This is a genomic window from Rhizobium sp. rho-13.1, assembly GCF_007000305.1.
In the GTDB taxonomy this organism is placed as follows: domain Bacteria; phylum Pseudomonadota; class Alphaproteobacteria; order Rhizobiales; family Rhizobiaceae; genus Rhizobium; species Rhizobium rhododendri.
In genome coordinates, this window is the sequence record NZ_SCFL01000021.1 from 20,858 (window position 1) to 47,707 (window position 26,850).

Here is a 26,850-nt window from a genome sequence, read left to right on the forward strand (position 1 = left end):
GATAGCGCCAACATCGGACGCACGGCCGCTATGGGCCCACTGCCGTTCAGAAAATAGGAAGCCGGTTTTCTTCCTCAAATTCCGTCATCGAATGGTCCAATGCGCCTTTGAAACTGGTCAGCGCGACCGCAAGCGCGTTTGGATCGTTCACCTGCTTGCTGTTCGTCGCGGCCTCCGCAATATCCGCAACCTGGGCGACGACCTCTTTGGCCGATGAAAACCCCAACCGCAGACGGTTGGCCTCGTCCTCTCGCTCGTCGTCCTCGATATCACTCGCCTCGGATGAATTGTCGCCGGGCGTAAAAGACAAGCCCTCATGCTCCGCCGTTTCGGAAAGTCGGGCCGCGATGACAGCCCAGCGCGCCTCAGAGATCGCATTGCGCAGTGGCCAGACCGACGCCAGTGCCTGCTCCCTCATGCGTCTGTCCCGACGGCCCAAGCGCCCCTTCCCACCCTTGAGTTTTCCAATCGTTTGAGGTGCTGTTCTCAGCCGAAACAAAAGATCGGCCGTCGGCTGGTCGTCCAAGGCCGATACCGCTGATCGAAAGACATGCATGAGCAGCGCGGGTTCGACGAATACGGCGCTCGCGTGCTCCAGCACGACCATCTCGTGGTCAACCCCCACGGGTTCCCGCTGTTCGGTGTTTGCTGCAGGCAATTCCGCTGCCTGCTCCGCCGGCTGAGGCGTAAACAGCGGCCACTCGGCGTGGATCCTGATCTCTGGGATCACAAGCTTGCTCTTCCATCCCGCGACGTCCCGCCGTCGCGCGACAAACCGCGCATCGCTGTAAAAGTTGAGCTTGTTCAGGATGGCGCCGTAGCCGCTGCGCACCTGCAAGATCGTACTGTCATCATCCAGCCGCTGGACGGAACCGGGATCCATCAGTGGCACCAATTCAAACCGGCCGGTCGACGCCTGCTTACCGAACAGAAGCCCTGTCTGTCTTCCCCAGCCTTCACGTTCCACATATTTGCGGCCAAGATTGTCGGAGACGATCTTGGCGGTTGCGTCATCACCAACAGCGATACTGAGCTTGACGTCCATGTTGCCGAGCAGCGCATTTCGGGTTTGCGGTCCATAACGTTCATCGATTTGTGGAATGTTCTGGGCGACAAGGGCGATCGTCAGTCCGTAGCCCGCAACCAGGGGAGCACGTTTGACGATCTCCGGCAGGCGCTCAAACTGGTAGAACTCGTCAAGCATCATCAGGATCTTATGCGGTTCATCGGGCGCCGGGAGGGATCGCAGCATCACATCGTGGATTTGCTGGATCAAAAGCCGGATGATCGGCTCGACCGTGGCGAAGTCCGACACAGGGGCTGCAATGAACAGCGAGAACGGCTTGCGACGCAGGTCGCGGATGTCGAAATCGCTTGCCGAACAAGCCTCAGCTATCAAAAGGTTGTTGAACGCCGCCAGTGCCGTCGTCACGTGACTCTCGAACGAGGGCCGTTGTTCCTCGTCACGTGAAAGATGCTGGCGAAAGCTGCCGAGAATAAATTGATCGAGCTTCGGTTCATTGTCGATGATGTCTTTCAGCACGTCCGAGAACGGCCGGCCGGTCGAGAAGAGCCGCAGCACGGAACGTAAGTTTCGCCTGCCCTCCATTGTGCGGGACTCCAGCACGTAGCCGAGAGCGCCTGCGAGCAGTCCACGCGCGGTCTGTTTCCAATAGGCCTCCTCCCTGTCGCCGATCGGCAAGAGGCTGGCCGCCAGATTGACCAGATCCGTCGAGCGCTCAGGCCATCCACGGACGAAGTCCAGCGGGTTCCAGCGATGAGAGCGGGCCGATCCCGGCGCAAACACAAAGCACTGTTGTCCCATCTTCAGACGCGCCGGTCCGGTCAGCGTGTAATTCTCGAGCTTGACGTCGAGCACGACGACCGATCCCTCGTATTCGAGAAGGTTCGGCATGACGAAGCCGCGACCCTTGCCAGAGCGAGAGGGCCCGTTGACGAAGAAGTGGCTTTCGCCGCTATAGCGGACGTCCACCGCCGAGTTACCCTTGCCGAAGGTGCCGAGCAGGACGGACCTGCCAGGCGTGCCGCCCAGTAGCCCCGCGCGCTCAAGATCTTTCAGTGTTGCAAAGCGCGATCCGTCGGCGGGAGGCCGGACTTGCCAGGGTCGCTTGATTGCGAGCGTTATCCCGACAGCGACGACTGCACTCAAGGTCAGCGTCGACATCGTTGCTGATGACACCAGCTTGGTGACAACAGGATTGCCAAAATAGAACCAGGCTTGTCTTGCCGGCATCAGCACGTCACCACCGGCAAAACTCTTCCACATGGCCGAGCTTTTCAGGGAGAAATATGAGGCTGCGGCGTAGCTGGCGGACCAGGCGTAGAAGGCGGCCCCGACACCCACGATCGGTCCTGCGACAAGGACCACCACCTTCTCGAAGCGTCTCATCGATCGCTCCATTTGCTGAAATAAATCTCGCGAACGCCGCGCTTCATGGTGACGGGATCGCGAGCCACCTGGATGACGACCGGCACGATGAAGCGCACGAACTCCATCAGCTCTACCTTGGTCAGGCCAAGGCCTGCCTGCATGGTGGCCATTGCCAGGCGCTCATAGGCGCCACGTGGATTGTCGGCATGCAGAGTCGAGATGGAGCCTGGATGCCCGGTGTTGACCGCCTGCAGAAAGCTGAAGGCCTCGGCGCCGCGGATCTCGCCCATGAAAATGCGGTCGGGCCGCAGGCGAAGTGCTGCCTCGAGGCACTCCTGAATGGTCGTGCGGGCCCTGCCCTGTCCACCCTTTGAGGTGACCAGCGCCAGATAGTTCGGCTGCGAGGGTTTGAGCTCACGTGTATCCTCAATCGATATCAGCCGTTCCCACGCCGGCACGTCCTTCAGCAGCCCGTTGAAAAATGTGGTCTTGCCGCTCGACGTGCCTCCGGAAATCAACATCGTGACGCGATTTTCGACAGCAAAACGGAGCCACTCACGCCGTGCTTGCGGCGACGGGTCCACCATGCGCGCGACCAACTCGTGTTCGAGATCGCTCAAGCCCTCCCCATCAGGCACCCCGACCCCGCTCACCTGGATACCATCGAGACCGCCGAGCGCGAGATAGTCGTCAAGCGTCATGTCGCGGATAACCTGTTTGCGGATGGCAAAGGCGCCGCCCATGACGGCCACGGGAGAAAGCACTGCCTGGAACCGCTCGCCATGGGGCATGGCAGCTGACAGAAGCGGGGTTTCCTCGTTGACGCTTTGCTGCGTCGTTCCCGCAATCATCTGCGCCAGTGCGGTGATCGCCTTTGCATCGAGAGCTGGCACGTCGTGTCGGCTCATATGACAGCTGTCGAGACTCTCAATCCAGATCTCACCTGGGCGATTGCACATGATTTCGATCACGGCTGGATCCTCCAGCCAGCGGCGAATGGGTTGAGCAGTCTGCCTGACGTAAATGGGCAAGCTGTCCCACATGGACTTCGAGCGTTCGGCCTGCGGCGGTTGAGGCTCTATCACGTCACGGACCGGGCTTTGCGACCGAATGGCGTATCTGCGCGCGGCGAAGGTCATTGACGGCTTGCCGGACCGGATCGGGATAGAGCGAGGAGAAATCGAGATCCTTGCGCACGAACACCATGATCTCGGTTCCCTGGTCGACATAGATCGTGGGAGGGATGCTGATTGAATCCTTCAGCGCCATGTTGGCCATCTCCGCCATGGTCTGGGACAGGGTTTGTTGCGCCTGGCTCTGCGCGTTCGAGCCTGATGAGGAGGATGCAGAACTGCTTGACCCGTCGCTGTTCAAGCCTGCAACAAAGGAGGAGACGCCTCCGACCATGCTGAGCACGGCTGCCGCACCGAAGCGCTCGAGATAATGCTTGTCGACGGAGCCCGCGAGCCCCGAACGCCCAAGGTCGTCCGTTCCATAGGACCCGAGTGCAACGGACGTTCCGTCACTGCGCAGCGCCCGCGTCCAGACGATCAGCACCCGTGTCTGGCCGCGGGCCATACCGCTTCTATATTCGCCCGTCAGCATGGTTCCTTTCGGCAGCAGGATCCGCCGGCCATCGAAGGAATAGACATCGGTCGAGATTACGGCTCTGACCATGCCGGGAAGGTCGGACTGGATTGCCGTTTCGAGCACTCCGCGGATCAATGTTCCCTGCGGGATCAGGGCGTCGATGCGATCGTTGCGGGAGGCCGTCACGGTCTCGACATCCTCGGACCCGACGGCCTGCGCGAACCTGCGGTTCGGGTTCTCGTCGGCACTTGCGCTGTTCCCGGCGCTTTGCGCCGATGAGATGCCAGCAGCAGACGTGCCACGTTCACCCCTGGTAGATTGGTCGACGACCAGCATGTTCGAGCGGAGCCGCGCCTGGCGCAACTCCTCTTGTTTCTTTGCCCGCTCGGCCTCATCAGCGGCCCGCCGCGCCGCCGCCTCATCTATGGCCGGTGGTGTAACGACAGGGGCGGCAATGGGAGGTGGCTGGACGACTGCAGGTGCGGGTGGCGGTGGTGGCGCAAGGACCAGCCTGTTGTCAGTGGGGGCTGGTGGCGGATTATCCGTGTCGAAGTTCAGATGCGCGGCGTGGCTCGCCGTCTTGAACGCTTCGTTTGTATCCGTCTTCTTCGCTTTATCTGGCTTGATGAAGCTGACATAGCCGGCATAGGCAAGGATCACCAGGGCAACGGAGGCGAGAAGCACCGGGATCAACCTGCCTCTGCTGGCATCGGGGGACCGCGCAACAGTCTCGGTAATACGCGCCTCTTCTTCGAAATCAATGGCCATGGCTGATCTCCTGCGGCTGGCCGTCTGACCACTTGTTTTCTTGCGGTGGCGGCGTGCCGATCGGATGCTGCAGGTTGAACACGCAGGTCGCAACAGTGCCTGATCGCAGGGTCCATTGGCGCGCCACCTTGTCGATGACGATGTAGTCGCCCTCGCGCCGGTAGTTCACGAGAGACTCCCTGCCATCGGACTTGACGGCAAAGAACGCCGGAACTTCACCGCTGAACTGGAAAAACGTCTTCGTGCCATCGTCGAAAATCGACGTCGGCCTGGCATCGACAGCACCTTTGTATCCATAGTCATAGTTGATCCGGCCGGGGTTTGCCAAAGCCGCCCGAATGTTGGGCATGGCGGCATTCTGTCGGGCGGCGGCCAAGAGGTTGGCGTCCATGGTGTCGTCGGGATATGAAAAACGCAGCTTAATGACCGCCGCTTTGGTGTTGCCGGGTTTGGCGCCGTTCAGGAAGAAGGTGTAGACCCGCTTCGACGTCACGACGTTCATGTTGGTCTGTGCGTCGGGCTGAAGCGGCTTGATGAACAGGAAGCGCTTGGATTGATCCGGAACGGCCTGCCAGGCCAGGCTGTCGCCCATGGCGACCGTTGCGATCTGTTCGTCGTCATTGAAGACGATCATGGTCGACACGCCCATCATGCCGGCGAGATAGACGACGTTGTCCTTCTGGAAAGGCACGGTACGAATGCGTGAGTCCGCCCTGACCGATTGCGGCTGCACTTCCGCCAGAACGACAGGTGAGCGCGCGAGCATGGTGATCGCAGCGATACTGCCGATAAGAAGATGCCGTGTCCTCATTGGGCCTCCTCCCCCGCTGTCACTGTCTCCTGGTCGCGCCGATACTCGGTCACCTGGAACCCGAGGGGATTGTCGAAGCGCCAGTCGTTGCGCATCGGCTCGGACGTATATTTGAAGCGGACATTGGCGACCCAATGGTCCGTGACAGCAGGCCCTGACGTGCCGGAGCGTGTCGTCGAAAAGCGGACGGCGGCCGTGTTGTCGTTGAGGAAGATGACACTTTTGACGAACACGGTGATTTCGGTGTTGGGCCCAAAGAGTTTGACAGGGTTGTTGATGTTCGAGCTGGAATAGGTATTTGCGAGATCGGCGGATGCTTTTCCGGTCGAATAGAGCGAAGCCAAGTCGAAATTGTCCCGCAATTCCTTTGGATCGTAGGTTTCGCGAGCGCGGATGAAGCGTACGATGTTGGCCCGTGTCACCGCCTCATTCTGCGTGAGATCACCACGCTCCTGCAGCGGTCGGCTGACTTCCACGTAGCCCGTGGTCTTGTCGACCTCGAGGACGACGACATCGAAGGTTTTGAGCGGCAGCAGCATCCAGAGCAGGCCGATCGACGATGCCAAGGCGACGCCGAGCAGCACGGCGACCGTCCTCCAGACGCCGCGAGACATTGCGACCGACCGATAGACCGAGCGCTCCCATCGGTCTCCCTCACTATAATAGCGGGGATCAATCCCTCCAAGTGGCGCGTCCAGCGCCCCCACCCTGATGTCGTTCTTACCCATTCATGTCTCTCCAGGGATGCTTATTTGCGGGCATTGGCGGCGGCGGCTCGCACCTGGGCTGCGGCGGGATCACCATCTCCGATCGTCGCCGGCGCACCGGGCCGCTGGTTGAACAGATATCCGCCAGCCCGAGCGATGCCTTGTCCGGACATGGCAGCCGCTCTCCAAGCGAGCCTCACCGTCGTTACCGCCGCCGCCGCACCGAGGGCGTCAATTCTCGGTCCCCCGCCGGCAATCGCCAACGCGATCGAGATCGCATGGGTCAAGAGGAAGGCCGTTACGATCGACATCAGCATGAAAGGAGCCAGCGTCGTCATGTTGGCCGCACTGGCATCGGCAGTCAGCGCATCCACCCTGGCCTTCAGCAGCGTCAACATAAATCCGAGGATCACATAGACGATGATCGGCAGAAGCGCGTAACCCGCAAGACTGGCAATCCAGCCATCCACCACCCGCGACGTCAGATTGAACAGCGCGCAACACAGCACGATCGGGCCGATCGCCAGCAGGATGAACATGGTCATCTTACCGATCATCAGCAGCGTGACGGCGATGGCGCAAAGAATGCAGACGACCGCAAGCACGACGATGGCAAGGATGTACATGCCAACGGCTGTGATACCGCCGGCATCCACCATGGTCTTGACGACGGCGATCCCGCTATTCCAGATGTCGGTCAGACCCTGCGTCACCGACGAACCTGAACTGCCGTCCCCGCCGCAATCGCTGCCGCCGGTCGACTGGCAAACAATGGTCGCCATACCATCTGGCGCTTCCAGCAAGGGCTTGACGATCAGAGGCTGATAGGTAGCCCATGACACGATCAGGCTGTAGCAGATGAACGCCCGACCAAACCTCCAGACGAACGTCCCGGCGGTCATCTGGGCGCGCCCGAACAGCATCTCATAACCCCACCAGACGACATAGACAGTAAGCCCTGCTAGGAACAATGGCCCGAGATAGCCGGCAAGCGTCGTGTACATGGACTGCACGGCGCTGATGCCCATGGCGTCGATCTTGCCGAACAGGATATCGAAGGGGTTCATGCTCTCGCGCCGCTCAAAGCATGGTCACCCCGCTGCGATCATCGTTTCCGACAACGCCGCGCTGACGAACCATCGGTCCGCAATGATCGTCGTCGATGCCACCGGCATAGGCCTCAGAGAACAGGATGGAGCCTATCCCGGCCGAGCACGGCGCCTTGAGTTCCTTATGGCCAGCACATCCGGGCAACGCGGCAAAGGCCGCAACCACGAGCGCGAGGCAAACGGTTTGGCCCACCCGCGTCATCATCTCCCTTTCACTGCCCAACGAAGGAGACCTCATTCGGATGGTAGGTCATGAATGCAGATGTTGCCGCCTCCGCTGCCAGCTGGCGCATCTGTTCGGCGTTCAGAGCAGCGTTTCCGGCGTTGACAGCCCCGACGAGTTCGTTGACCGTTTGTGCGGTCTGGGTCTGTACTTGCGAGTTTTGATCGATGGAGCCCTTGATGTCGGGTGCCGATCCGATTTGTCCCTGGACAGCCTGAAACGCGGACGATCGCTGCTGTGCGCTGTTCTGCGTTCCCGCAATCGACGCCGTCAGCGCTGTCGCCGTGTTCACCAACCCCTGATAGGCCTTGTCGCCGCGCGTCAAATTTGTGCTTGCTGTTTCACCCGACAAGGACCTGACGAGATTGAGACCGTTCAGGATCGTTGCGGCCGTATTGCCGAAAGAACCAAGATTGCCCCAGGACATCTGACCGCTGAGCAATGAGGAAAAATCGGGTGCATTGCCGATCGAAAACCCGGAGCCGAGGGCAGCACCGGCGATTTCGCTGGTCGACCGGTTTCCGGTGACCGCTGCAAGTGTCCTGTTTACCGTTTGCAGGATATCGCTGTTCGACGACATGATCTGCGCGGTGTTCGACGCGGTCTTCGTTGCCTGGGATAGGGTCGCCTCATCAATGACGGGGACCTGCGCAAAAACACTGCCGCAGGGAACCGCCGCCATGAGCAGAGCCAAGGCGGGCTTGGACAGGATATTGGATGGCTTCATCATCTGAACTCTCCTACTCATTGCCGTTGATGAACGATACCGAGCCCGGATCGTAGGTCATGACTTTCGATGCAGCGCTTTCCGCTGCTGCCTGGTCGACCAGTCGCTGGTTTCGCAATCGAACCGTTGTCGTCGCCGACTGGATCGCCTGGTTCCAGATCTGGGCGCTCGACAGGCGCGCGGTGGTGTTCTGGTCGAAGGCGCCCTGCAGGGAGTTGGCATTGCCGATTGTCGCTGCCTGGTTTTGAAGTGTCGAGGTATTGGCGCTGATCGCGGCGGCCGTTGCGGCGAGCGCGCTCACCACCTGGCCGATATTCCTGGTTTTCAGGGCCTGGACGCTTGAACCGGTGGCCAGAAGGATCGACAGGTCGCTAGTGCCAATTGCAGTCCCGGAAAGCGGTGACCCGGAGATGGCCGCACCTGAGATCGGTGGGATGCCGGCAAGATCCCCCTTCGCCGTGACACTCGACGTGACACCTCGCGACGGTGCCACGGAAGACTGTTTGAAGGTCCGTGCGCGTTGCACGCAGACGGCCGTCTTCGTCTCTTCGGTCGTTCGCGCGGCGTCGTTGACCGGCACCTGTGCCATCGTCGGCGAGATCCCCGACATCGCCACCAGTACCACCAGGCACATAGAAGCGCTGAGATTTCGGTTCCGGACGCTCATCTCATATCACCTCTTGCGTCCGGAGGATTGTCAGGCTCCTGGCTCCAGCCACAGTAATAGGGCAGCCAGAGCTCCGGGGCGTCGCCGTAGCGACGACGCAGACGCTCGCATTCGGCGACCGTTTCAGCCCTGCCGGACAGCACCTTGATGAAGTCCGGGAGTGCGGAGAGATCAAGCCGCGCGATAAGGCTGTCGTGGTCGTGCTTGACCAGGAACTGACGGCTTGTCGACGCGGTCGACCTCACCCACTCAAATTCGGTTTCCGAAAGTCCAAAACCTTTGACATAGCTCTCCCGATCCGCCTTCGGGTTGGGGAAGAAGATGGTCGTCGGGCTTTGCTCGAGCAGCGTATGGGCGATCCGCGATGTGGTGATATCGCGTGCAGATTGCGTGCCAATTCCGACAATACCGTTCTTCTTGCGGATGGTCTTCAGCTGGTCGTTGATGAAGGCGCCTGCCCGGTCGTCGCTCAGGAGTTTCCAGCCTTCGTCAACGAAGAGCATCATCGGCCGCTCGCCATCCAGCATCTGGCCGATGCGAAAGAAGATATAGCCGAGCGCCACTGTGCGGACTTCCGGATCATCGAGGACGGCGGTCAGATCAAAGCCGAAGATGCCGCGCTCGCCATCCCAAAGATCCACCGTGTTGTTAAACAACCATCCCCGGGTATCGCACCAGGCCTCGAAACGCGACGCCAGATCGTCGCGCCCGGCGGCCTCGCCCCCTCGCAGCAGATGGACGACGTCCGAGAACAGGCGCTCCCGGACCGGCACGCTGAAGATCTGCTCGACCGCTCGGTAGAGGATTTTCTCCTGCTCGGCCGACAGCTTTTCGGCATCATCCTTTGGGCGAACGAGATAGCTGAGGAGGTCATAGACGAACGCCCTGTTATCAGGACTGTCTGGAAGTTGCAGCGGATTGAAACCGGTTGGAACGCCGGGTTGCAGCACCTCGTACTGACCACCGCAGGCACGAATGAAGACCTCCCCACCACGATCCTTGTCGAAAAAGGCGCATCGAGGTTGGGGTCTTGCCCGCATTGCCTGCGACAGCAAAAACAGGAGCGCCACGGTCTTTCCCGAACCCGTCGGGCCGGTGACGATGAAATTGCCGACCTCACCCTTGTGGAAGTTGAAGAAATAGGGGGTCATCGACGTCGTCTGCAGCAAGGAAACAGCCGGTCCCCAGTGATTTCCACGGGGTTTTCCAAGAGCAAAATTATGAAACGACGCCAGTCCACAAAAATTGCGCGACGAAATCAGCGCGCGACGTGCGATATAGGAGAAGTTGCCCGGTAGCTGGGCGTAAAAGACCGGCTCGCTGTTCAGATCCTCGCGCACGACCACCATACCGGCATTCTGCAATTCCTTGGTGATGGCCTGGGCGCCGGCCTCGGTCTCCTTGATCGAAGCCCCTAACGCCATCACCGACAGATGGTGATAGCCCATGACGGCGCGGCCGTTGACCAACTCATCCCTGGCAATCGAGATAGCACTTCCAAGGCTCGTGCCACGCTCATCCGAAACACTGATCTGACGCTCTATCCGATCCATCTCCGACAGGACTGGCGCACGATCTTGCAAGGCGAAACTTTGCGACAGGATGAACTCGCCTGGGACCTTCAGCAGCCCGTCGATCATGCCAGCCGCGGTGTAGGGTGGGTATTCGCGGATCGACAACATTGCGCCGAACCGGGTTTCGATGTCGCTGGCGCCGCGCATTTCGAAGACACGGCGGCCGAAGGTGATACGGCGGGTCGGCAGATATTGGTCGAGAGGCATGCGCGGCAAGGCCATGGCGACTGGCTCGCCGCCGTTAAGCAGCATCGCCAGGAACTCGAGCGGCTCGGACGCCACGTGCCGCTCCCGCGCCACCACCTTCAGGACCCGGACGCCGTAATGTTCCATTCCCTTGACGATGTTGGCGACATGCTCGCGCAGCTCCTGGCGGGCCTCCAGATCCATCGCCCGCTCGGATACACCGGACGCCTTGCGCAAGCGCGATAAGATCTCGTCCGCCAGTCCGACCTTGCCCTGGAAGCCCCGCCGGATGATCGTCAGGTAGAGCTCGTTCAAATACATGCTGTTGTCTTTTAGGCTCAGCATGTAACGATCATTGAGAGCCCTGCAGAATGGGATATCGAACGTACCACCGAGTTGAGGGGGAATACGACGCCGCACGATGTGGGCGTAGGCTGCAAAACGGCTGTCTGCGAGGGCCCGAACCAGCGTGTTGCGCGCGGTCGCCTCGACATCGATGATTTGCTGATCGGCGGTCTGGTGACAGAAGCCATCGATCTTGATGATCGTCAGCAGCATTCCGTCCTTGGTTCGCAGTGTTTCCTCGTCGACATGCCTGAGGTAGGGGACATGCGCCGAGATCGGCTTTTCCCGGGCGCTTTCAGCTCCGAACCGAAGATCCTTGCGGATGGACTTTTGCATCGCCGCCCCCATCAGGTTGGCTCCCAAGAATTACGGTTCATAGGAATTACCGCCCCAGAAGTGACGGTTCTTCGTCCAGGGGCATTTGGCGATCCGCACGAGAGCGACGTTCGCCAGGTGCGGATCGCGAACCGTGATCACGTAAGCCGCGGCATGCAGGGGCAGGAAGAGAAGGAACATCGCAAGGTTCTTCGTATTGAGGAACGTCATGACGACAATCATCAGTTCGCCGACGAAGACGCCGATCGGCACGCCCCAGAACATTCTTGGCCGCGTGAGACCGAGAACCAGCGGCGCCACTTCCGCCCTTACCTCTGCCTCGCTCATCAGCCACCCAATCCGGAAGACATGGACTGCACGAGCTGCGAGCCGCCAAAGATGAAGGCGATGCCAACGATGATGGAAAAGCACCAACTCCAGGGGATACGGCTCGTCAACGCCATGTAGCCGACGGCAGCACAGGCGATGGTCGCCGCTGTCGTCGCGAACGTTCCGGTCATGAAATTGAGGAGTGTCGTGAACACCGAATTGATCGGCTGGAAGATATCGCCGGCGGCATAGGCTAGTTCGACATTGCCCATCATCACAGCGCCGGCGACCCCTGCCAACACCAAGATGTTTCCGTTGATCCGTCCGGTCGACATCACCGATCGGGCGAGATTGTATAGCCTTGTCTTCATCTGGGGCTCCTTTCTTTCCTGACTACTGCACGTACAGAACCGAGCCGCCGATCCAGTCGTGATCGCCGGCTTGCAGTCTGGTTTGATGGATGGGGGTTGGCTGCTCGGAGGCTGGCGTTTGCGCCAGCAGGTCCACGCCGGCAGCAGCAACGGCTCGACTGCCCGCAGCGGCGGCCTTGGCGGCCCGCTTGCCGCCCTTCAGGTAATTGTCAAAGCCGTAATAGGCGTTGGTAACCAGTGCCGTGTAGGAGACGGTCTCGGCAATATCCGGCACGCCCCCTGCGGCAACGACACGACCCTCTCCGGCATTATAGGCCGCAACCACGAGCATAATGTTGCCTCCAAAGGCCGCCGTCAGATCCTTGAGGTAGCTGACGCCGCCCCGAATATTCTCGGCCGCGTCGCAAATATCCGTCACCTGATAGCGCGCGGCGGTCCTTGGCATGAGCTGCATGGGACCGCGCGCTCCCGCGGTCGAATTGACGTGGGCGCCGAAGCCGGACTCCTGATCGGCAATTGCCAGTGCCAACCTGGCGTCGACCCCCTGGCGCGACGTTTCCCTGGTGATGAGCTGGCGAATGGTCTTTGCATCCACCGCACCGTCAGCGCAGTCGGAAGAGACATTGACTGTGAACGCGCCCGAACTGGGCGATGCATCGTTGGCCAAAGCCAGACAGGGAAAGACGAGGTTCACGACAACGATCGCAGTGCGCATGGGGGCTATGGACATTTGCGTTTCCCGAGTTATAAGTGCATATATATAAAAACATGATAACAACGCAAGTGCCTTTGTAAAATGCCAGGAGCGCAGATGTCATCGATCGCCAGATGCGGCATTTTTGCCTCATCCGTTCTTGCCGTCTGGCTTTCCCAGAACGTCGCGGCTGACGCCGCGGATGCGGATTGGGGCTGTCAGATCGTCCTTTGCGTGGCAGCGCAGACGCCGAGCTGGCATGGTATCTCCTACTGTGTACCGCCAATGGAAAAGCTGATTGCCGCAATGGCGTTGCCCGGCTTTTCCTGGCCGGCCTGCAAGGCAGCCGGTACCGGCGCGCCTGGCTTTGAGGCGTTCGAGGATTGCCCGAGTGGCTATGTCGAGGCAGACGACCAATCCGGCCATGGCGGTGACTTGGCAAGCTATTGCGCCAAGTACACGATCGAGCGTGGCGAGCGGACCGAGATCGATCGTCAGCCACGGCCGCGAAGGGCCAGACCCTGGTATTTCGACATCAGGCAAAAAGACGGCACGTCCACACGCGCATGGTTTGATTTGCAGAAGTGACAGACAGGGCGCGCCTGCTTCGCCGGAGTTGGTTTTGAAAGGAGTACGCCGATGGGCAAGGAGATCTGGTTTTTTCATCGCCTGGGGCCGATCGAGATCGTTGCTGCCACGATTGCAATCAGCGGCACGGCGACGATCGCCGGGATATGGGTCACAACGGCTGCGAAATCCGTCTACGCCCACCCGATGGACAACCTCGCATACACGTTTTTGGTCCTGGCTCTTTATCTGCTCTTCAATGCAGTGCTCGTCGGGCTCTGCTGTGCGGCGGCGCTCTGTATCCTCAAAGGTCTCTACGCCTCGGCCAGCACAAGTCTTCGGCTTATCCGCACGGCTCTGATCCAACTAATCCTCCTGGTGCGCGCTCTTACAGCGTTCGTCGACGCGATGTTCGACAAGTCCGTAGCGCTCTGCCGGCGTCTGACGCGCTAAACATCCTCTTGAGGCTCCCAGATGAAACGTACCCTTGCTGTCCTCGCTCCGCTCCTGATCCTCGCCCTTACCTCCACCGACCGCGCCACGGCACAGGGTGGTCACACGCTGGCGCTTAAACTCACCACCAGGGATGCCAAGCATGATCCTGATGGCATCTGGACCGACGACGATCTTGCCAGCATTCGCCAGCTCACTGGACAGGCCAAAATCTACACTGCGCGTATCACCACGCCCTCGGGTACCTGGCTGTTGTCCCAGACAAACGGCGATTGCAATTTGCAAGGCATGTGTACGGCCCTTCTGGTGTTGATCAGACCCGATACGCAAGCAGCGCAACTGCCGCGACCGGTGCGACCGGAGCGGATGGCAAATCCGCAAATGCCGCTCGGTGGCACCGCTGTCCTGTCGCCTGATGCCGCCACACTCACAACCGCGGAAATTGGCGAGGACGGGAAGGCGTTTATCGGCATATATCAGGTTGAGCCAATTCGATGATATCTGTTGCCCCCTCCCCGGCTGCCAACAACTGGCAGCCCAACAGACAGGATCTCCTGGCAAATCTTGGGCTGTCGCTCGGTTTTGCAGCATCACTGGCATTTGCCGGCGAAAGCGCTCTCAGTCTCTTGAACGCCGGAATGCCGGCTGGATGTGCCGAATACGCGTCCAACGTCAGTCATAGCGAAGGGAATTTCAACAGTGTTTCCCCCGTCGTCAACGGGACGCGCTGCTATGGTGCATTTCAGTTCTGCGACAGCGGGACGTTGCAAGCCTATTGGGACGGTTCGCGCGAGGATTTTCTGAACAACCCTTCAGCGCAGGTCGCCGCCTGGGAGCGTTATCAACGCGGCCAATGGAATGCCGCCCAGAAAAATGGCATGACCAGCCTGATCGGGCAACAGGTCTGCTATCAGGGCACTTGTGCCACGATCTCGCAGTCCTCGATCCTCAAGGCCTGTCAGTTCGGCTGCGGCACTGGGGGCAAGCTCTATAATCTTGCAAAATCCGGTCTCGACTGCAGCGCGGCCGGCACGCGCGACGGCGCCGGCACCAGTGTCTGTGCCTACCTCATCTCCGGAGCTGGCTACAATGTCGGCTGCATCACCAACTCCGATGACGGCGTAGACTGCGCGCCGATTTCGGCAAAGGAGGTGCAGGAATGACAGGGACAAGGCCGGGCGCCAAGATACTGCTGGTTGCCCTGAGCATCTCGATGGCGATACCGCGTTCCATGGTGACCGCTGAGGCGGCCCAGCCGTCATCCCATGTGTTTGCAGTTCCGCAGACCGGCGTCACCTTTCTGACCGGGGATAGTTGGCAACAGGCAGGCCAGACGATGCGCCTCTACGGCGTCCAGGCGTGCATCCGTGGAACCACCTATACCGACAAATCAGGCCAGAAGCAGGACTGTGGTGCAGTCTCTCTGGCGATGCTGGCAGCCATCTTCCAGGATACTAAACCCACCTGTGCTCCGCTCGCCGAGGTAGCAACCCCTACCTCCAGCCAGCACTCGACCATACTCGTCATCTGCTCGGCGCATGTCGGCAGCAACGCGCTCGACGTCGGCACCATGCTGATCACGCAGGGGTTTGCTTTTGCCGCGCTCACAACCAGCGGCAAGGCAGTCTATATGCCCTACGGCATTGAGGAAGGGATTGCGCAGCAGTCGCGTGCCGGGCTCTGGGCTTACCCCGACATCCCGTATCCCAATCATGTGCTGTTCTCGAATCCCGCCAGACGTGAGTGACGGGAGCACAGCCCTTGCCCACTATCCGCATCTATTCAATCCAAACAAAGAGGGAGATCCCAAATGCCTGCGAACGTATCAGAAATGACGAATTACGTTGAGTTTGCCAACGATGGAAAAATCCTGCGAGGCAACATCGCTTCGATCGCCTATGACATCGATATTGCCGGCGAACCCTACAAAAGCGAACATCCGAAAGCGCCGGTTTATCGCTTGTTCTCTACAAGCCCGCGTGGTCGACGGGTCGAGATTGGTGGTATCTGGAAGAAGCAGAACCAAAACGGCGGCGACTACTTCACCCTCACCGTCAACACCGGCTATGGCAAGCTCAATGCCAATCTCGGCCGATATCCCGGCCAGGATGACGAAAGCCTCATGGCGATCATTCCGTGGGACTGATCGGTTAAACAGGTTTGCCACGCAATGCCAGTCACCGTAGCCGCGATGCTGGAGGGCCCTGATTTTGAGGTCGGCGTGCGGAACCGACGCCGCGATGGCGGTTGTCAGCCATAAGGAGTAGGATGGCGGGCGGCACTGTAAACTTAAAGCCGTGACACCGTTCTATGGGCCTGAGGGTCTGACTTATGCGGCGTCAGGCACGCGATTTGGCGCCATGTTTGCATGGCTACTGATCGCAGTTCGCGGTGGTGCGCAAATGGAATATCATAGCGGGGAACGTTAAATAGATTGCTATTCGAGTCGTGGATGGAAACGAAACGGTGAAGCTGGCACGCTGACTTGGAGCGCTTCATGATCCTCTCCTGTAAGGATGATGGCCTTTCTAAATACGTTGTCGACCGCTGCCCGAAGACCTCGGGCAAACGGATCGTCAAGGCCTCGCTCTTTGTCCTTTCCGATCCTGATGTCGCCGACAAGAACACCCTCGATACCGATTACGCCTTGGCAATCAAATGCAGGCTCGCATCACTCGGCGTTGATGACCACGCTCACAATGAAGACGAAGAAAGTCAAAAAGGCATGGCAAGCGCGACGGCTGACATCTTGATGTAACGGAAGTCGGCTATCGATAGCGAACGAGATAGTTACCTTCCGTTCCCCGCTATCTCGAGTTCCTTACTGACCCGCCCTCGCGCGGGTCTTTTCTTTTTTAAGCAAGGGACCAGGCAACCGGTCGGATCACAAACGCCTCAAACCAGCGAAACCGTCTTCGCCTGGAAGTATACGACGCAGTTCGGCAAGCAGATTGATTAGTGGGTGCGTGGAGACAAGGTCGACAGCGGCTGTGATCGCCCTGCGTCCATGCGCGCTATCGATGCGCGCGCCGCGTTCGTCGCAATAGGCGGTCACAGCCGCTATAACGGCCTCAATTTCATGGTTTTCAAGACTGATAAGAGACTGGAGCATTTCGAATGCCCTCCGCAACAAAACGCTGGAATATGTTCGGTTCTGACAGTTGAAAAGTAGGTCCCGCTCGGCTCAGGGGAATGGCCCGTCCGTGAAGTTTTTGCGATGTTGACACGCGCCTGAGAGTGGAGACTGACGTGACGCGCTTCGCGCTTCAGCCAGCTTTCACGAGCGCGCCCTTTGGAGTTGACGCGCTCTGCCTGATGTGCGGTGCAGGTTTCACAAAGTCCCGGACAAGGATTTCCGTAAGATCCCATGGGGAGTGAAGAGCGGCCGTGACTCTGGCAAAGTGAGGCTGCGATATCGCACTCACCTGATAGGGGACGCTGTTATGGAAGCTGTCGCTTCCCAACCGCAAATGCCAGCCGTTATCCCCACTGATCGTGGCGCGATTTTCATCTCATTTGGAAATCAGCAGCGCGACCTGGCTGGTTACATCTTTGTCGCCGGGCAATGGAGAGAAGATGTCAAAGCACTCGGTAGATGGCGGTGATGGGCCCGCATTGGCATGTCATTAGAGCGGTTCATCGGTCCATCAACCGCGGTGCAAGACTGTAAAATTGGCTCTGTGTGTGTCCACTCACGGCCGACGATACATGTCAGGCACCTCTCCTGACCATAGGGAGACTGCGCCGAACATACCGTCAGAGATAGGGGGCGGATCTTGACACGCGCAAGCAGGCCTTCTGCGTCACGCAGATTCCTGCGGTTCGCGGGGTACTGGCGCACCATGGTCCGTTATCAAGGTCCCATTGAGATGATCGATCTCGTGCTGAAGACATGTGGCAAGGAGGCCTTCGGCTTCGAGAGTCTCCTTGCCGCCACCCAGCGTGTCGTATTCGACGGTAATCCTCGCTGGCCTGACGATGTCGACCATGGTGCCAGGAAGCGAAAGGCAGCCTTCCCTGAAAGTCGAACATTCCGTGGACGTATCGACAATCACTTGATTGATGAGAACCCGGGCATCCCGACGCGCCTCCTGGACGACCCCGACGTCGACAACTACAACGCGTTTCAGAATGCCGATCTGCACAGCCGCCAGCCCCACACCAAATGCGTTGTACATGGTTTCCAGCATGTCATCGATTAAAACGGCCGTCTCTGCGGCCTGGGGGTCAACCGCATCCGAAATCTGACGTAGTGCTGGGTCAGGTATTGTGATTATTGTTCTTGTAGTCATTTGAATCTCCAATCGTCATCAATCAAAGTGTGTGTTAAAATTAGGAGATGGAGAGGGTAAATTTCTTGTGGGTTTAAGATATGCTCCTTGTCCCGGTTTAGTTGTCACAAGACAGACTGACCCGGCATCCGTTCGTTTTAGGCGCTGTATGCACCAGATTTTAGGTCACAATGTTCAAACCAGCGCCGGAAGTATTAGACAAAGCGGCGGGGATTCGACTCTTTTACAAAATGATTTTTTGACCATGTAGTACGAGGATAACCTCACCACTTGAGATGGAAGGCACATTCATGATCGAATGATCTATTTCCGCTCGCTAGCCCTTCTTCAGCGCTGCCTTTACAGGGTTTGCCATCAAGAAATCCGAGATCTCCCTTTCGCTCATCGGGAAGCTGATCAGGAAGCAACTTGCTGTACTTGAACTTCGTGCTTTTTTGGCTCCCCGAGCCAGACATCAGTCGTCTTACGCCACTGGCGAATAAACCCCAATTTTGTCGCATATTTCACCCATGCTACTGTATTGCGCTGCAACATACCAAATCTGATCACGAATTCGTGAATTGGCAAATGAAGATTCTATGAAGCTTTATGTACCTGATTTCGTTGAATATTTCTGTTCAATGGGTGGAATTTTCTCACGGAAGACTACATGTTTCCCGAATTTTTAGCCCGCAATCAGCTACCTGGCCTTTGGCCAGTCCGACGACGTTTCCAAAATGTGGATAGCTCGGCAGCGAGCGGCACTTCAGAAATATCGCTGTCGAGAACGAGCGAGCCGCAGACAAGCTGCCCAACCGGCTAACGAATGCTCAACGCCAAGCCAAGTTGTGCATAGATAGACGGCCATCCGTCAGTTCGCGGAGGGTCCCTTTTGCGAATACCTGAAGGCATCTCCCCCGGGACCACTCGACTACCGCTGACGCGGCTTGTGCGAATGTCTTTGCGTTTCCTTCTGCATCTTAGCGATGGCGTCCTTCTCTGCCAGAAGTTCTTGCTGGGCTTGCCGTTGGCGCTCGATTTCAGGCGACTGGGTCACGTCGGCTGGAATGGGCGTCGACGGGTTTTGGTCGATAGCCTGTTTGGCCCGCGCAGCCGCATTTGCTTCCGCCTGCGTTCTATATGCGTGGTCGTCTCCGCCGCCGTCGATCGGCCGCTCGTTGGTGGCTGCGGTGCGTCCGGCTTGGCGCACCTCCCGCTCGGCCTCGACATCGGTGCGCTCGCGTATTGTCTGAAGGGCGATCGCGATTTCTATGTCCGTCTTTTGACCTGGCCCTTGGACTCTGGAGCCCTCGGCAAGGCCAAGTCGACTTTCTTCGCCAGCCTTCTCTTGTCGCCGACGTTCCTCCACTTTTTCCCGCGCGGCCGTCAATTTGTCCTGTAGCTCGGGATTGCCAATTTTGAAGCCATGTTCGGCCGCAAGCTCGACAGCGAGGGCCTTCTCGCGCTCGGATCCGTTGACCGTGATCTTGTCCCACCTCCTTGCCGCCTCGCGCATCGCCGCCAGCATCGATTCACGATCGCGATCGGCCGGCTTTATTTTCTCGCTCTCGACAATCGGCGCCTTGGGATCAGTGAGGGGCGGCTGTGGGGTCGCCCGTCCCACCGCTTGGGTTTGAGCTTGAGCCTTGACTTGCCCCTCGATACTGGCCTCATCGGTACTCACGCCAGCCGAATTGCCGCCCCGATCAGCGCGGTCCCTTGTCATTTGTGCTTGGGTAGCGGCCAGCTTGTCCTGCAGCTCGGGGTTGGCAATCTTAAATCCGTATTCTGCAGCAAGCTCGACGACTAGCGCCTTGTAGCTTTCAGTGCCATTGATGGTCAGCGCCCCCCATTTGCGGGACGCAACCTGCATCGCGGCCAAAACCACCTGCCGATCCTTCCAATCGGCAATCTCCACCCTGTCGCCGTGATCGGTGAAAGCGACACTGCCGGCCCTGCCGCGATCGTTGCGATGACTATAGCGGATTGTCTCGCCGTGCTCTTCGGCCACGAATTCGCGGAACTCATGTCTGACAGGTGCCACGAAGGTCTCGCCTTGGACCAAACCCCGTTTTTTCTCAATGCGCTCCTGCGTCGCCAGCATATCCTGCTGGGCCTCTCGAAGCTTACCGTGGAGCTTTTCGATCTGGGGCTGCTGTTCTGGTGGAAGATGCTGTTTGATCACCTCCATCTGGGCGTCCATCTCCGCAAATGAAGCAGTCATTACCTTCAGGTTTGCCATGTCGTCTGTCTCCTTTGGCGTTCCGCCTTTCTGATATGAAATGGATTGATACTCCTCGAACTCCGGCGCCATCGCACGCACCGCCATCTCACCGCGGTCACGGAAATGGAGGACGCTTGCCGTTACCACTTCCGCCGGCACCAACGGGCGCATCCTGTCGGCAAGGTCTCGCGCGACGACGAAGTGGTCGTTACCGCCACCCAGTGCGGGTTGACGGCGCGCCGGCGTGATCCGATGCATCTCCGTCGGCCGAACATCGACAAACCCGAGCGTTCCGCCATCCCGACGTGCCAATTCCGCGGCAGCCGAGAGATCGCGGGTGAAGAGTGGCACCGACGACCGCGTTCCAGGTCGCTCCGCCCGGTAGAGCCGCAACACGCCTGGATCTGGTGCAAATTGCGTAGGCGACCGCAAAGCCATGGCCGCCACGTCGCTCCAGCCGCTGGCTGCGGCTACAGCATGACGCTTTCCTTCTTCCCGTATCGGAATGTGGACAGCACCCATCCTTGCCGCCTCGACGCGCCGACGCACGTTTTGCGATGCGACGCCTCTTTCCACGCGCTGGATGTCCTTCAGCTTATACCCGGGAGGGTTTGCCCGCTCGAACCGGCTCATCGCGTCCATGGGAATGTTTCGCTCACGCGCCTCTTCGGCCAGAGTTTTGCGCCAGCGCCTGAAATCCTGGATCCGCGGGTGAAGACGCTGGCCGGCGTCCGAGAGCATCTTGATGGCGGCATGAACATGAAGATGCTGCCGATCCTCGTGAAGCACGAAGGCATAGCGATGCCCGGCGAATTCCCTGGCAAGCGTTGCACGCACGGCATCGACGAACCGATCCCTTGGCGTCCCCGGCTTGGCGCTAAAAATGACGTGGGCGACGTCACGGCGCTCTTGCGAACGGAGGTCGCGCTTCCAGTCCTTCGCCTCCTCCAGCGAACTTGCACCGGCACCGACCACCACATCCTCGCCAAACGATCCGTCCTTGTTCAGGCGAACCGCGCGCACGGCGTGGTGCATTCCCTTGCGAACCTGAGCGAGGTAGCGACTAACGCCTTCCACTCCGTGCGCAAAGCCATAGAGTTCTACTTGTCCGCCAGCGCCGAACGACACTTGCAGCAGCCTGTCGAGCTTGCTCAGGGATTTTCGGTTGTCGTAGATACGCTGCGCGCTTGCTTCACCGGGATGGGGACGGGCTGCAGCGCTGAGAACCACTTCAACAGATCGTCCCTTCCCTTTAGCATCGGGCTCGCTCCGCCATGCGATGCGGTGGCCAGGCAGCGCCTGTTTCAACGCCTCGCCCACAGCCTCATCTGAGTGCGATCGTACGAACAATCCCAGCCGCAGCACATCCTTTGACGGCTGACGCCCGTATTCTTCTGCCCATTCGTCGGCAAGCGCCTGGATCCAAGATGCGCCTGCAACCTGTTCACCGGTCTCGCGTTCGACGGTCAATTCGCCATCACGGCTCTGATAGGCAAGAAGTTTGCGGACACGGGCACTTCCGGCAGCAAAACTCACCAGCTTGACCACTGCCGGCTGTGACCCTGCCGCAACGCCCAGGCGCTCGGCCAGGCCGGTAGTCCAGATCGGCGCGGCTCTCGCAGCACCTTCGCCGATATTTGAGCCAGGAGCAGCCTTTGCCCTCGCAGGTGAGCTGGCATGTCCCGCCGCCAGGGTGCCCAACCCTCCGCCTCCCCCGCTAACGCGGCGCTTGCGTCCTTCATCCTCCAACTCCATCGGTACGGGCATGAACCCCGTACGCGGCCTGCTGCCCGTATAGGGCGTCCCATCGCCCCTGCGGCGCTTGCGCTTTGGTCCGGGCTTCTGGCGGATTTTGCGGATAGCAAGGCCATCGAAATCCTGATCCTGGAAAGTGGCGGACGCACGCCGCTTCCGCCGCCGCTCGATATCGTCCAGGACACCCAGGAAAGCATCGACATCAAACATGACTGCCCACCAGGCGCCGCGCACGCGCGCGGCTGCTTGCACGCAACGCGTCAATCTCCCGCTCGTGCTGTACGACAAGCCTGGCAAGCCGTTCCACACCGCCATGCAGATGTTCATATCCGGGCACGCGACCACTGTTCAGTGCCCGCGCAATCTGGTTGAGGTTAACCCCCACTTTCCGAAGCTGAACCACGGTCGCCTTGAGCCGCTGCGCCACCTCGCCCTCAAAGGTTGGCCCAAAGCCTCCGGCTTCGCGCGCCAATCGCCGCAGCACTTCGCTGGTGGGGAGTGCAGCCTCTTCCGCGAACTTCGTCAGCGCTGCAAATTCCGCTTCCGACAATCTCACGCGCACCGATCTGTTCCGGCTTGGCCGCCTATGTGCAATCGAGGTCTTGCTCATCCCTTCTCGCTCCGGTCGCCCTTGGCGACTGCCGGACGAGCCCGTCAGCCCATCGGGCACATGCCGGTTTTCGTACACCGAAAACTGCTATCCTGCCAACCATATAATTCCCTTTTATCGTTCATATACAAGCGCTTATGCAACTTGCCTCACTTTGCACACTTCTAGCAGTGGCTCCACTTGTGGCACCTTCTCCACCTGTTTCCCTCACGCCACTTCTCTCACTTCCGGTCCGCACGCCACTTGTGTCAGTCCCGTCAGTTCGAGGACGATCACCCCTTTCGCCACTCAAGGAAGTGGCGGATCTCGTCAAAGCTCTTGAACGACCGGAAGCGGGGTCACGGAGACAACTGCCCCTACTTAGACCCCTCGTCTGCTCCGCAAACTTGCAGCACTGCTGGTCGTGCTCCCACGCCTTCCACTGGCTTAGGCGCGGGGGCTGCGTTCAGTGGTGCAAGCGAGCAGGCTTGCAAAAGCGATCGCCTATCTGTATTTGCTATATAACTAGTAATTCACCGCGACATGAAGATCCTGAAAATGACCATTATCGCTTTGGCAAATTCCAAGGGCGGCGTCGGCAAATCGACCCTGTGCCTCCTGATTGCCTCCGAACTCGCGGAGAACGGTGCCAGTGTTCTCGTCATCGATGCCGATCCCCAGCAGTCCTGTCGTCAATGGGTAGACCGCTGCAACAGCGTCGGCACGCTTCCATCGTCATTGTGGGTCACCACAGCATCCTCGCCGCATGACCTGAAATTCGCCCTCACGACGGCGACCGCATCCATCGTCCTCATCGACGTCCAGGGTTCGATCAACGATCTCCTGATTGCCGCTATTGTCGCAAGCGACATCACGCTCGTGCCGGCCAAGGCCAACGTGATGGAAATGATCGAGACCGTAAAGCTTTTCGAATGGGCGAAAGCCAGCCTCAAACGCGCGCCTCTCAAGCTCCTTCTCAATCGCGTCGAAGGCATCGACACCAGGACGACAGCATTCCAGGACGCTGTCCAGATGATCCGTGACAACAAGCTTCCAGCCCTTCCCACCTTCGTTCGCGCCCGAAAAGTCTACGAGCAGTTTTCGAAAGAGGCCGGTTCGCTTGCGCGGATCGGCAATGACCCTGGCAAAGCCGATCAGGTCGCCAAGGCACGCGCCAACATCGTCAGCGTCATCGCCGACATTACGAAGGCCATAGGCGAAGCTGAATGAGCAAACGGAGGAGACCTTGAGCGAAATTCCGCCACTGCAGAAATCGCGTCGGAACCTGTCGGATCTGGATTCCCTGATCGCCGACTCCATCGGGAAAATGGCTTCCTATGGAGAAATGCATGGACCACCGAAGTCCAACGCGGCGGTGGGCGAGCCGCAATCTTTTGAGCCGCCACCGCAAACGATCCAAGCCCATCCTAACACGGTCGATGACAAGCCGGAGCGGTTTCAGATATGTCTCTCCGGCACGGTGATCATCGCTACAAAGCTGGAGGCGCTGAAACGGAAGACGACGGCCGGTGAGATCACTGAACGGGCGCTCAGGTCGTATCTGGGGATGCCTCCGAAGATCTGACGCCTACAATGGGCGCCCTATTGTCTCTGGCAATGAATATGCCTGGAGATCGGCATGTGACGCAATTGCAATCCGCGTCGTTGATCAGGTTTCCCACGAGCCTCCGGCAAACCCTACAGCGCTTTTGGGGGCGCGGGTTGCCTCCGGCTGCTGCATTCCTTCGAGCCCAAATGCCCAGCATTTGTCACGAACTCACTCCGGCCGCTGACGCGGCTGGAAAACCCTCATCGCCTGAATACCTCCGTTAAAAGAGACCTTGGCGCTCGTGAGCCGAATTCGACAAGAAAGCGCCGGCGTCCTCCACCAAGTATGAAAAAGGTGAGGTGTCATTTGCGCGTATCCAAAATCCGCCATCATATGGTTGCTTCGTTTCAACGCCGAGAGAAATTATGCAGGACTTCACGATGGGCGCTATCTCCGCTCAAGACATTGTCGACACTCTACGAGATGGCCTACTGGTCCTAACCAGCGATCTCACGGTCATTTCAGCCAATCGCGCATTCTATGCGATGTTTAAGGTGAGCGAACCGGACACGGTTGGTCGCAAGCTTTACGATCTGGGAAATGGACAATGGAATATCGATGCATTGAAGCGTTTGCTTGAGGACATTCTCCCCACGGAAAACTCCGTCGAAGGGTTCGAGGTCGATCACGTATTTACCGGCCTCGGACGCAAGGTGATGCTCTTGAATGCTCGAAAGGTGGTTTGTTCGGGAGATAGTTCTCATTTTCTACTGCTGGCAATTGATGACGTGACAGAGGCGCGGGTCAGTCAGATCGAGGCAGAGCGAAATTTGCGCATCGCCCAAAATATCGTTGACACGATCCGGGATCCATTGGTCATCCTCGAGTCCGATATGTCCGTGGTGACAGCAAGCCGCTCTTTCCTCGCTCTCTTCAACGCCACGGCAAGCCAGGTTGTCGGGAGAAAGCTCGAAGCCCTCGGTCAGGGACAGTGGGATACCTTTGCCCTGCGCAAATCATTGGAGCGTGTGGTTCCTCACGAAGAAGCAATAGACGGCTTCCTGCTCGAGGACGATTTTCCCGGAATTGGTCGCCGTATCTTCAAAGTGAACGCCCGCAAGGTATATCGTCCAGGCAATCATATGACACGGTTGCTGGTCGTGTTCGAAGACGCGACGGACGAGGTCCTGCTTGACCGTCACCGCGATATGTTGGCAGCCGAGCTGGCGCACCGGATCAAAAATAGTCTTCAGATCATTTCCGCGTTCGTTGCCTTTGAACTGAAGCGGGCAGGCGAACCCTGTGTTCTAGGTTACCAGGCAATGCAGGCACGAATTTCTGCGGTCGCTCAGCTCTACGATGTAATCGCCCAATCGAGCAGTCTTGGGCCGGTGCCGATGCCTTCCTACCTTGAGGGCATAAGTGCAAGTGTCCAATTCAGCCTGTTGGGACAATCATCCGACATTACCGTAACATCGGCAGCAGAGCCCCTCAGCATTCTACCTGACCACGCTGTCGCCATTGGGTTAATTGCAAATGAACTCGCGACAAATGCGATAAAGCATGCCTTCCCAAAAGGTAAGGGCGAAATTAATCTCGGTTTTCACAGGAGAGATGGTGAAGTCACGCTCACGGTCAGCGATAATGGATCAGGCCTTGCATTGAAGGTTGAAGGTTCCGGTCTCGGCTCCCGGTTCGTTGAAGCCTTTGTAAAACAGCTTGGCGGTACGTTGGCGACCGCCAGTAGCCCGAAAGGGACAACATTCACGGTTCGGTTGCCGACCTCAATATTGGCTGCTGCCTAGCCGCTCCTTTAGACGATCCTCGACAAACAATCGCAGCAGAGGAAGTGCTAGAACGCCTTCGCAAGAAATTCGAAAACCCTTTATCGGAACCGGGCAAATAGGAGAGGCGGTCCGGGCGCACTCGCCCAACAATCATCACGCCAGCAACTCAAACTGGTCGCAGACCCCGTTCGCGCTCAAATTCGTCGTCAGTGTCCAGCGACTTTTGTACATCTTCGCCCTTCGCTTTGCCGGGCGATGTTTCAACAGCGACCGATGAGACGATGCTGAGACTGTCGGCAAATTTCCGTCCCCTGCTCTCAGCTAAGGCGTAGTTCAGGGTCACGCCTGTTTCGAGCCGTGGTAATTTTGCTGCCTCGACGCTCTTAAGAGGAAGATAGACGTCGGCTCCACCCTCATGGGGAATGATGAAACCAAAGCCCTTTGCGACGTTGAACCATTTTACCTTTCCAGTCGGCAAATCCACACTCCTGTAAATTATGGAATTTCCACGATCATGTCTCAATGCAGCGGACTCAAAGGAACTGTTGGAGTCGCAATCTACAGCGATGGGAAGCCTTTCGCCTCCAGGCCCGGAGCTTGCAGCAAATGCACTGACAAAAAGCTTCTAACGGTGACATTCCCTTGACCAGTTTGTCACCCGCCTGCTCATCGGCAGCAAACGCGCAGTTTTCAGCTCCATTTGACCGCTTGCGTCTCAAGCAACAGCGAGCGTCAGATGGCCGACTGGATCGGCAGTCGGCTTCACGGTAATTTCGATGTCATAGCCAAGTCGGCTCAAACATTCCATAAGTTTGCGCTCCGACAGGTTTGCGAAATCGCCTCGAA

28 protein-coding genes and 1 pseudogene are annotated in these 26,850 nt (G+C 58.7%); 11 read left to right on the top strand and 18 right to left on the bottom strand.

Annotation, left to right across the window (positions count from 1 at the left end):
- Window positions 1–46: 46 nt before the first annotated feature.
- From EQW76_RS25670 to EQW76_RS25730, 13 genes are read right to left on the bottom strand one after another with little or no spacing between them, the layout of a single operon-like run.
- Entirely contained in the window at window positions 47–2,422 is a 2,376-nt protein-coding gene (locus EQW76_RS25670; RefSeq protein ID WP_348539986.1) for a type IV secretory system conjugative DNA transfer family protein, read from the bottom strand.
- Window positions 2,407–3,531: a P-type DNA transfer ATPase VirB11 gene (gene virB11 / locus EQW76_RS25675; protein WP_142832280.1), complete on the bottom strand. Its 1,125-nt coding sequence runs from the start codon at window positions 3,529–3,531 to the stop codon at window positions 2,407–2,409. The genes EQW76_RS25670 and virB11 overlap by 16 nt, the downstream gene beginning before the upstream one ends.
- A complete protein-coding gene (gene virB10 / locus EQW76_RS25680) occupies window positions 3,479–4,750 on the bottom strand; it encodes a type IV secretion system protein VirB10 (RefSeq protein WP_142832279.1) in 1,272 nt (423 codons plus the stop codon). The genes virB11 and virB10 overlap by 53 nt, the downstream gene beginning before the upstream one ends.
- Window positions 4,740–5,561, bottom strand: a complete 822-nt coding sequence (locus tag EQW76_RS25685) for a TrbG/VirB9 family P-type conjugative transfer protein (protein WP_244615566.1) — start codon at window positions 5,559–5,561, stop codon at window positions 4,740–4,742. Before EQW76_RS25685 ends, virB10 begins: the two co-directional genes overlap by 11 nt.
- Window positions 5,558–6,289, bottom strand: a complete 732-nt coding sequence (locus tag EQW76_RS25690) for a type IV secretion system protein (protein ID WP_142832278.1) — start codon at window positions 6,287–6,289, stop codon at window positions 5,558–5,560. The genes EQW76_RS25685 and EQW76_RS25690 overlap by 4 nt, the downstream gene beginning before the upstream one ends.
- Window positions 6,290–6,309: 20 nt before the next feature.
- Window positions 6,310–7,335 carry a type IV secretion system protein gene (locus EQW76_RS25695; RefSeq protein ID WP_244615565.1) on the bottom strand — a complete coding sequence of 342 codons (1,026 nt, stop codon included), beginning with the start codon at window positions 7,333–7,335 and terminating at the stop codon, window positions 6,310–6,312.
- 13 nt (window positions 7,336–7,348) lie between these two features.
- Window positions 7,349–7,582: a hypothetical protein gene (locus EQW76_RS25700; protein ID WP_244615564.1), complete on the bottom strand. Its 234-nt coding sequence runs from the start codon at window positions 7,580–7,582 to the stop codon at window positions 7,349–7,351.
- 7 nt (window positions 7,583–7,589) lie between these two features.
- Window positions 7,590–8,330 carry a type IV secretion system protein gene (locus tag EQW76_RS25705; RefSeq protein WP_244615563.1) on the bottom strand — a complete coding sequence of 247 codons (741 nt, stop codon included), beginning with the start codon at window positions 8,328–8,330 and terminating at the stop codon, window positions 7,590–7,592.
- A 10-nt stretch (window positions 8,331–8,340) separates the two neighbouring features.
- Window positions 8,341–8,994 carry a hypothetical protein gene (locus EQW76_RS25710; protein ID WP_244615562.1) on the bottom strand — a complete coding sequence of 218 codons (654 nt, stop codon included), beginning with the start codon at window positions 8,992–8,994 and terminating at the stop codon, window positions 8,341–8,343.
- Window positions 8,991–11,435 carry a VirB4 family type IV secretion/conjugal transfer ATPase gene (locus tag EQW76_RS25715; protein ID WP_142832276.1) on the bottom strand — a complete coding sequence of 815 codons (2,445 nt, stop codon included), beginning with the start codon at window positions 11,433–11,435 and terminating at the stop codon, window positions 8,991–8,993. Before EQW76_RS25715 ends, EQW76_RS25710 begins: the two co-directional genes overlap by 4 nt.
- Before the next feature lie 30 nt (window positions 11,436–11,465).
- Complete coding sequence (locus EQW76_RS25720) at window positions 11,466–11,762, bottom strand: VirB3 family type IV secretion system protein (RefSeq protein WP_111215403.1); 297 nt, start codon at window positions 11,760–11,762, stop codon at window positions 11,466–11,468.
- A complete protein-coding gene (locus EQW76_RS25725; protein WP_111215401.1) occupies window positions 11,762–12,115 on the bottom strand; it encodes a TrbC/VirB2 family protein in 354 nt (117 codons plus the stop codon). Before EQW76_RS25725 ends, EQW76_RS25720 begins: the two co-directional genes overlap by 1 nt.
- Window positions 12,116–12,137: 22 nt before the next feature.
- Window positions 12,138–12,845 (bottom strand): lytic transglycosylase domain-containing protein, encoded by a 708-nt coding sequence (locus EQW76_RS25730; RefSeq protein WP_142832275.1) that lies wholly within the window; start codon window positions 12,843–12,845, stop codon window positions 12,138–12,140.
- An 81-nt stretch (window positions 12,846–12,926) separates the two neighbouring features.
- On the opposite strand from EQW76_RS25730, the gene EQW76_RS25735 reads away from it, so the two are divergent.
- The 8 genes and pseudogenes from EQW76_RS25735 to EQW76_RS25775 form a co-directional block, all read left to right on the top strand.
- Complete coding sequence (locus EQW76_RS25735; protein ID WP_142832274.1) at window positions 12,927–13,397, top strand: hypothetical protein; 471 nt, start codon at window positions 12,927–12,929, stop codon at window positions 13,395–13,397.
- Window positions 13,398–13,448: 51 nt separating this feature from the next.
- Window positions 13,449–13,829, top strand: coding sequence for a hypothetical protein (locus EQW76_RS25740; RefSeq protein WP_202617217.1), 381 nt, complete (start codon window positions 13,449–13,451; stop codon window positions 13,827–13,829).
- A gap of 21 nt (window positions 13,830–13,850) precedes the next feature.
- Window positions 13,851–14,327 (top strand): hypothetical protein, encoded by a 477-nt coding sequence (locus EQW76_RS25745; protein WP_142832273.1) that lies wholly within the window; start codon window positions 13,851–13,853, stop codon window positions 14,325–14,327.
- On the top strand, window positions 14,324–14,992 hold the full coding sequence (locus EQW76_RS25750; RefSeq protein WP_142832272.1) for an acyltransferase: 669 nt from the start codon (window positions 14,324–14,326) through the stop codon (window positions 14,990–14,992). The genes EQW76_RS25745 and EQW76_RS25750 overlap by 4 nt, the downstream gene beginning before the upstream one ends.
- Entirely contained in the window at window positions 14,989–15,576 is a 588-nt protein-coding gene (locus EQW76_RS25755) for a thermonuclease family protein (RefSeq protein ID WP_142832271.1), read from the top strand. Before EQW76_RS25750 ends, EQW76_RS25755 begins: the two co-directional genes overlap by 4 nt.
- Before the next feature lie 63 nt (window positions 15,577–15,639).
- Entirely contained in the window at window positions 15,640–15,975 is a 336-nt protein-coding gene (locus tag EQW76_RS25760; RefSeq protein WP_111215387.1) for a DUF736 family protein, read from the top strand.
- A gap of 351 nt (window positions 15,976–16,326) precedes the next feature.
- Window positions 16,327–16,587: a hypothetical protein gene (locus EQW76_RS25765; RefSeq protein WP_142832270.1), complete on the top strand. Its 261-nt coding sequence runs from the start codon at window positions 16,327–16,329 to the stop codon at window positions 16,585–16,587.
- A gap of 712 nt (window positions 16,588–17,299) precedes the next feature.
- Window positions 17,300–17,435 (top strand): annotated as a pseudogene (locus EQW76_RS25775) (IS110 family transposase); the annotation flags it as partial.
- A gap of 197 nt (window positions 17,436–17,632) precedes the next feature.
- On the opposite strand, the gene def reads toward EQW76_RS25775, so the two are convergent.
- The 3 genes from def to mobC form a co-directional block, all read right to left on the bottom strand.
- Window positions 17,633–18,121, bottom strand: coding sequence for a peptide deformylase (gene def, locus EQW76_RS25780; protein WP_142832268.1), 489 nt, complete (start codon window positions 18,119–18,121; stop codon window positions 17,633–17,635).
- A 910-nt stretch (window positions 18,122–19,031) separates the two neighbouring features.
- The gene (locus EQW76_RS25785) at window positions 19,032–22,394 is read right to left on the bottom strand and encodes an LPD7 domain-containing protein (RefSeq protein WP_244617023.1); all 3,363 of its coding nucleotides are present in this window, start codon (window positions 22,392–22,394) and stop codon (window positions 19,032–19,034) included.
- Window positions 22,282–22,689, bottom strand: a complete 408-nt coding sequence (mobC, locus tag EQW76_RS25790; RefSeq protein ID WP_142832267.1) for a plasmid mobilization relaxosome protein MobC — start codon at window positions 22,687–22,689, stop codon at window positions 22,282–22,284. Before mobC ends, EQW76_RS25785 begins: the two co-directional genes overlap by 113 nt.
- A 537-nt stretch (window positions 22,690–23,226) precedes the next feature.
- Here mobC and EQW76_RS25795 point away from each other — a divergent pair.
- From EQW76_RS25795 to EQW76_RS25805, 3 genes are all read left to right on the top strand, one after another.
- On the top strand, window positions 23,227–23,898 hold the full coding sequence (locus tag EQW76_RS25795) for a ParA family protein (RefSeq protein ID WP_142832266.1): 672 nt from the start codon (window positions 23,227–23,229) through the stop codon (window positions 23,896–23,898).
- Window positions 23,899–23,914: 16 nt separating this feature from the next.
- The gene (locus tag EQW76_RS25800) at window positions 23,915–24,253 is read left to right on the top strand and encodes a hypothetical protein (RefSeq protein WP_244615560.1); all 339 of its coding nucleotides are present in this window, start codon (window positions 23,915–23,917) and stop codon (window positions 24,251–24,253) included.
- A gap of 389 nt (window positions 24,254–24,642) precedes the next feature.
- Window positions 24,643–26,022, top strand: coding sequence for an ATP-binding protein (locus EQW76_RS25805; RefSeq protein ID WP_244617024.1), 1,380 nt, complete (start codon window positions 24,643–24,645; stop codon window positions 26,020–26,022).
- 148 nt (window positions 26,023–26,170) lie between these two features.
- Here EQW76_RS25805 and EQW76_RS25810 read toward each other — a convergent pair whose 3' ends face one another.
- Both EQW76_RS25810 and EQW76_RS29980 read right to left on the bottom strand, forming a co-directional pair.
- On the bottom strand, window positions 26,171–26,482 hold the full coding sequence (locus tag EQW76_RS25810) for a cold shock domain-containing protein (RefSeq protein WP_142832264.1): 312 nt from the start codon (window positions 26,480–26,482) through the stop codon (window positions 26,171–26,173).
- A 237-nt stretch (window positions 26,483–26,719) separates the two neighbouring features.
- Window positions 26,720–26,850, bottom strand: a 131-nt coding sequence (locus tag EQW76_RS29980) for an XRE family transcriptional regulator (protein ID WP_279309175.1), incomplete at its 5' end; no start/stop codon positions are given.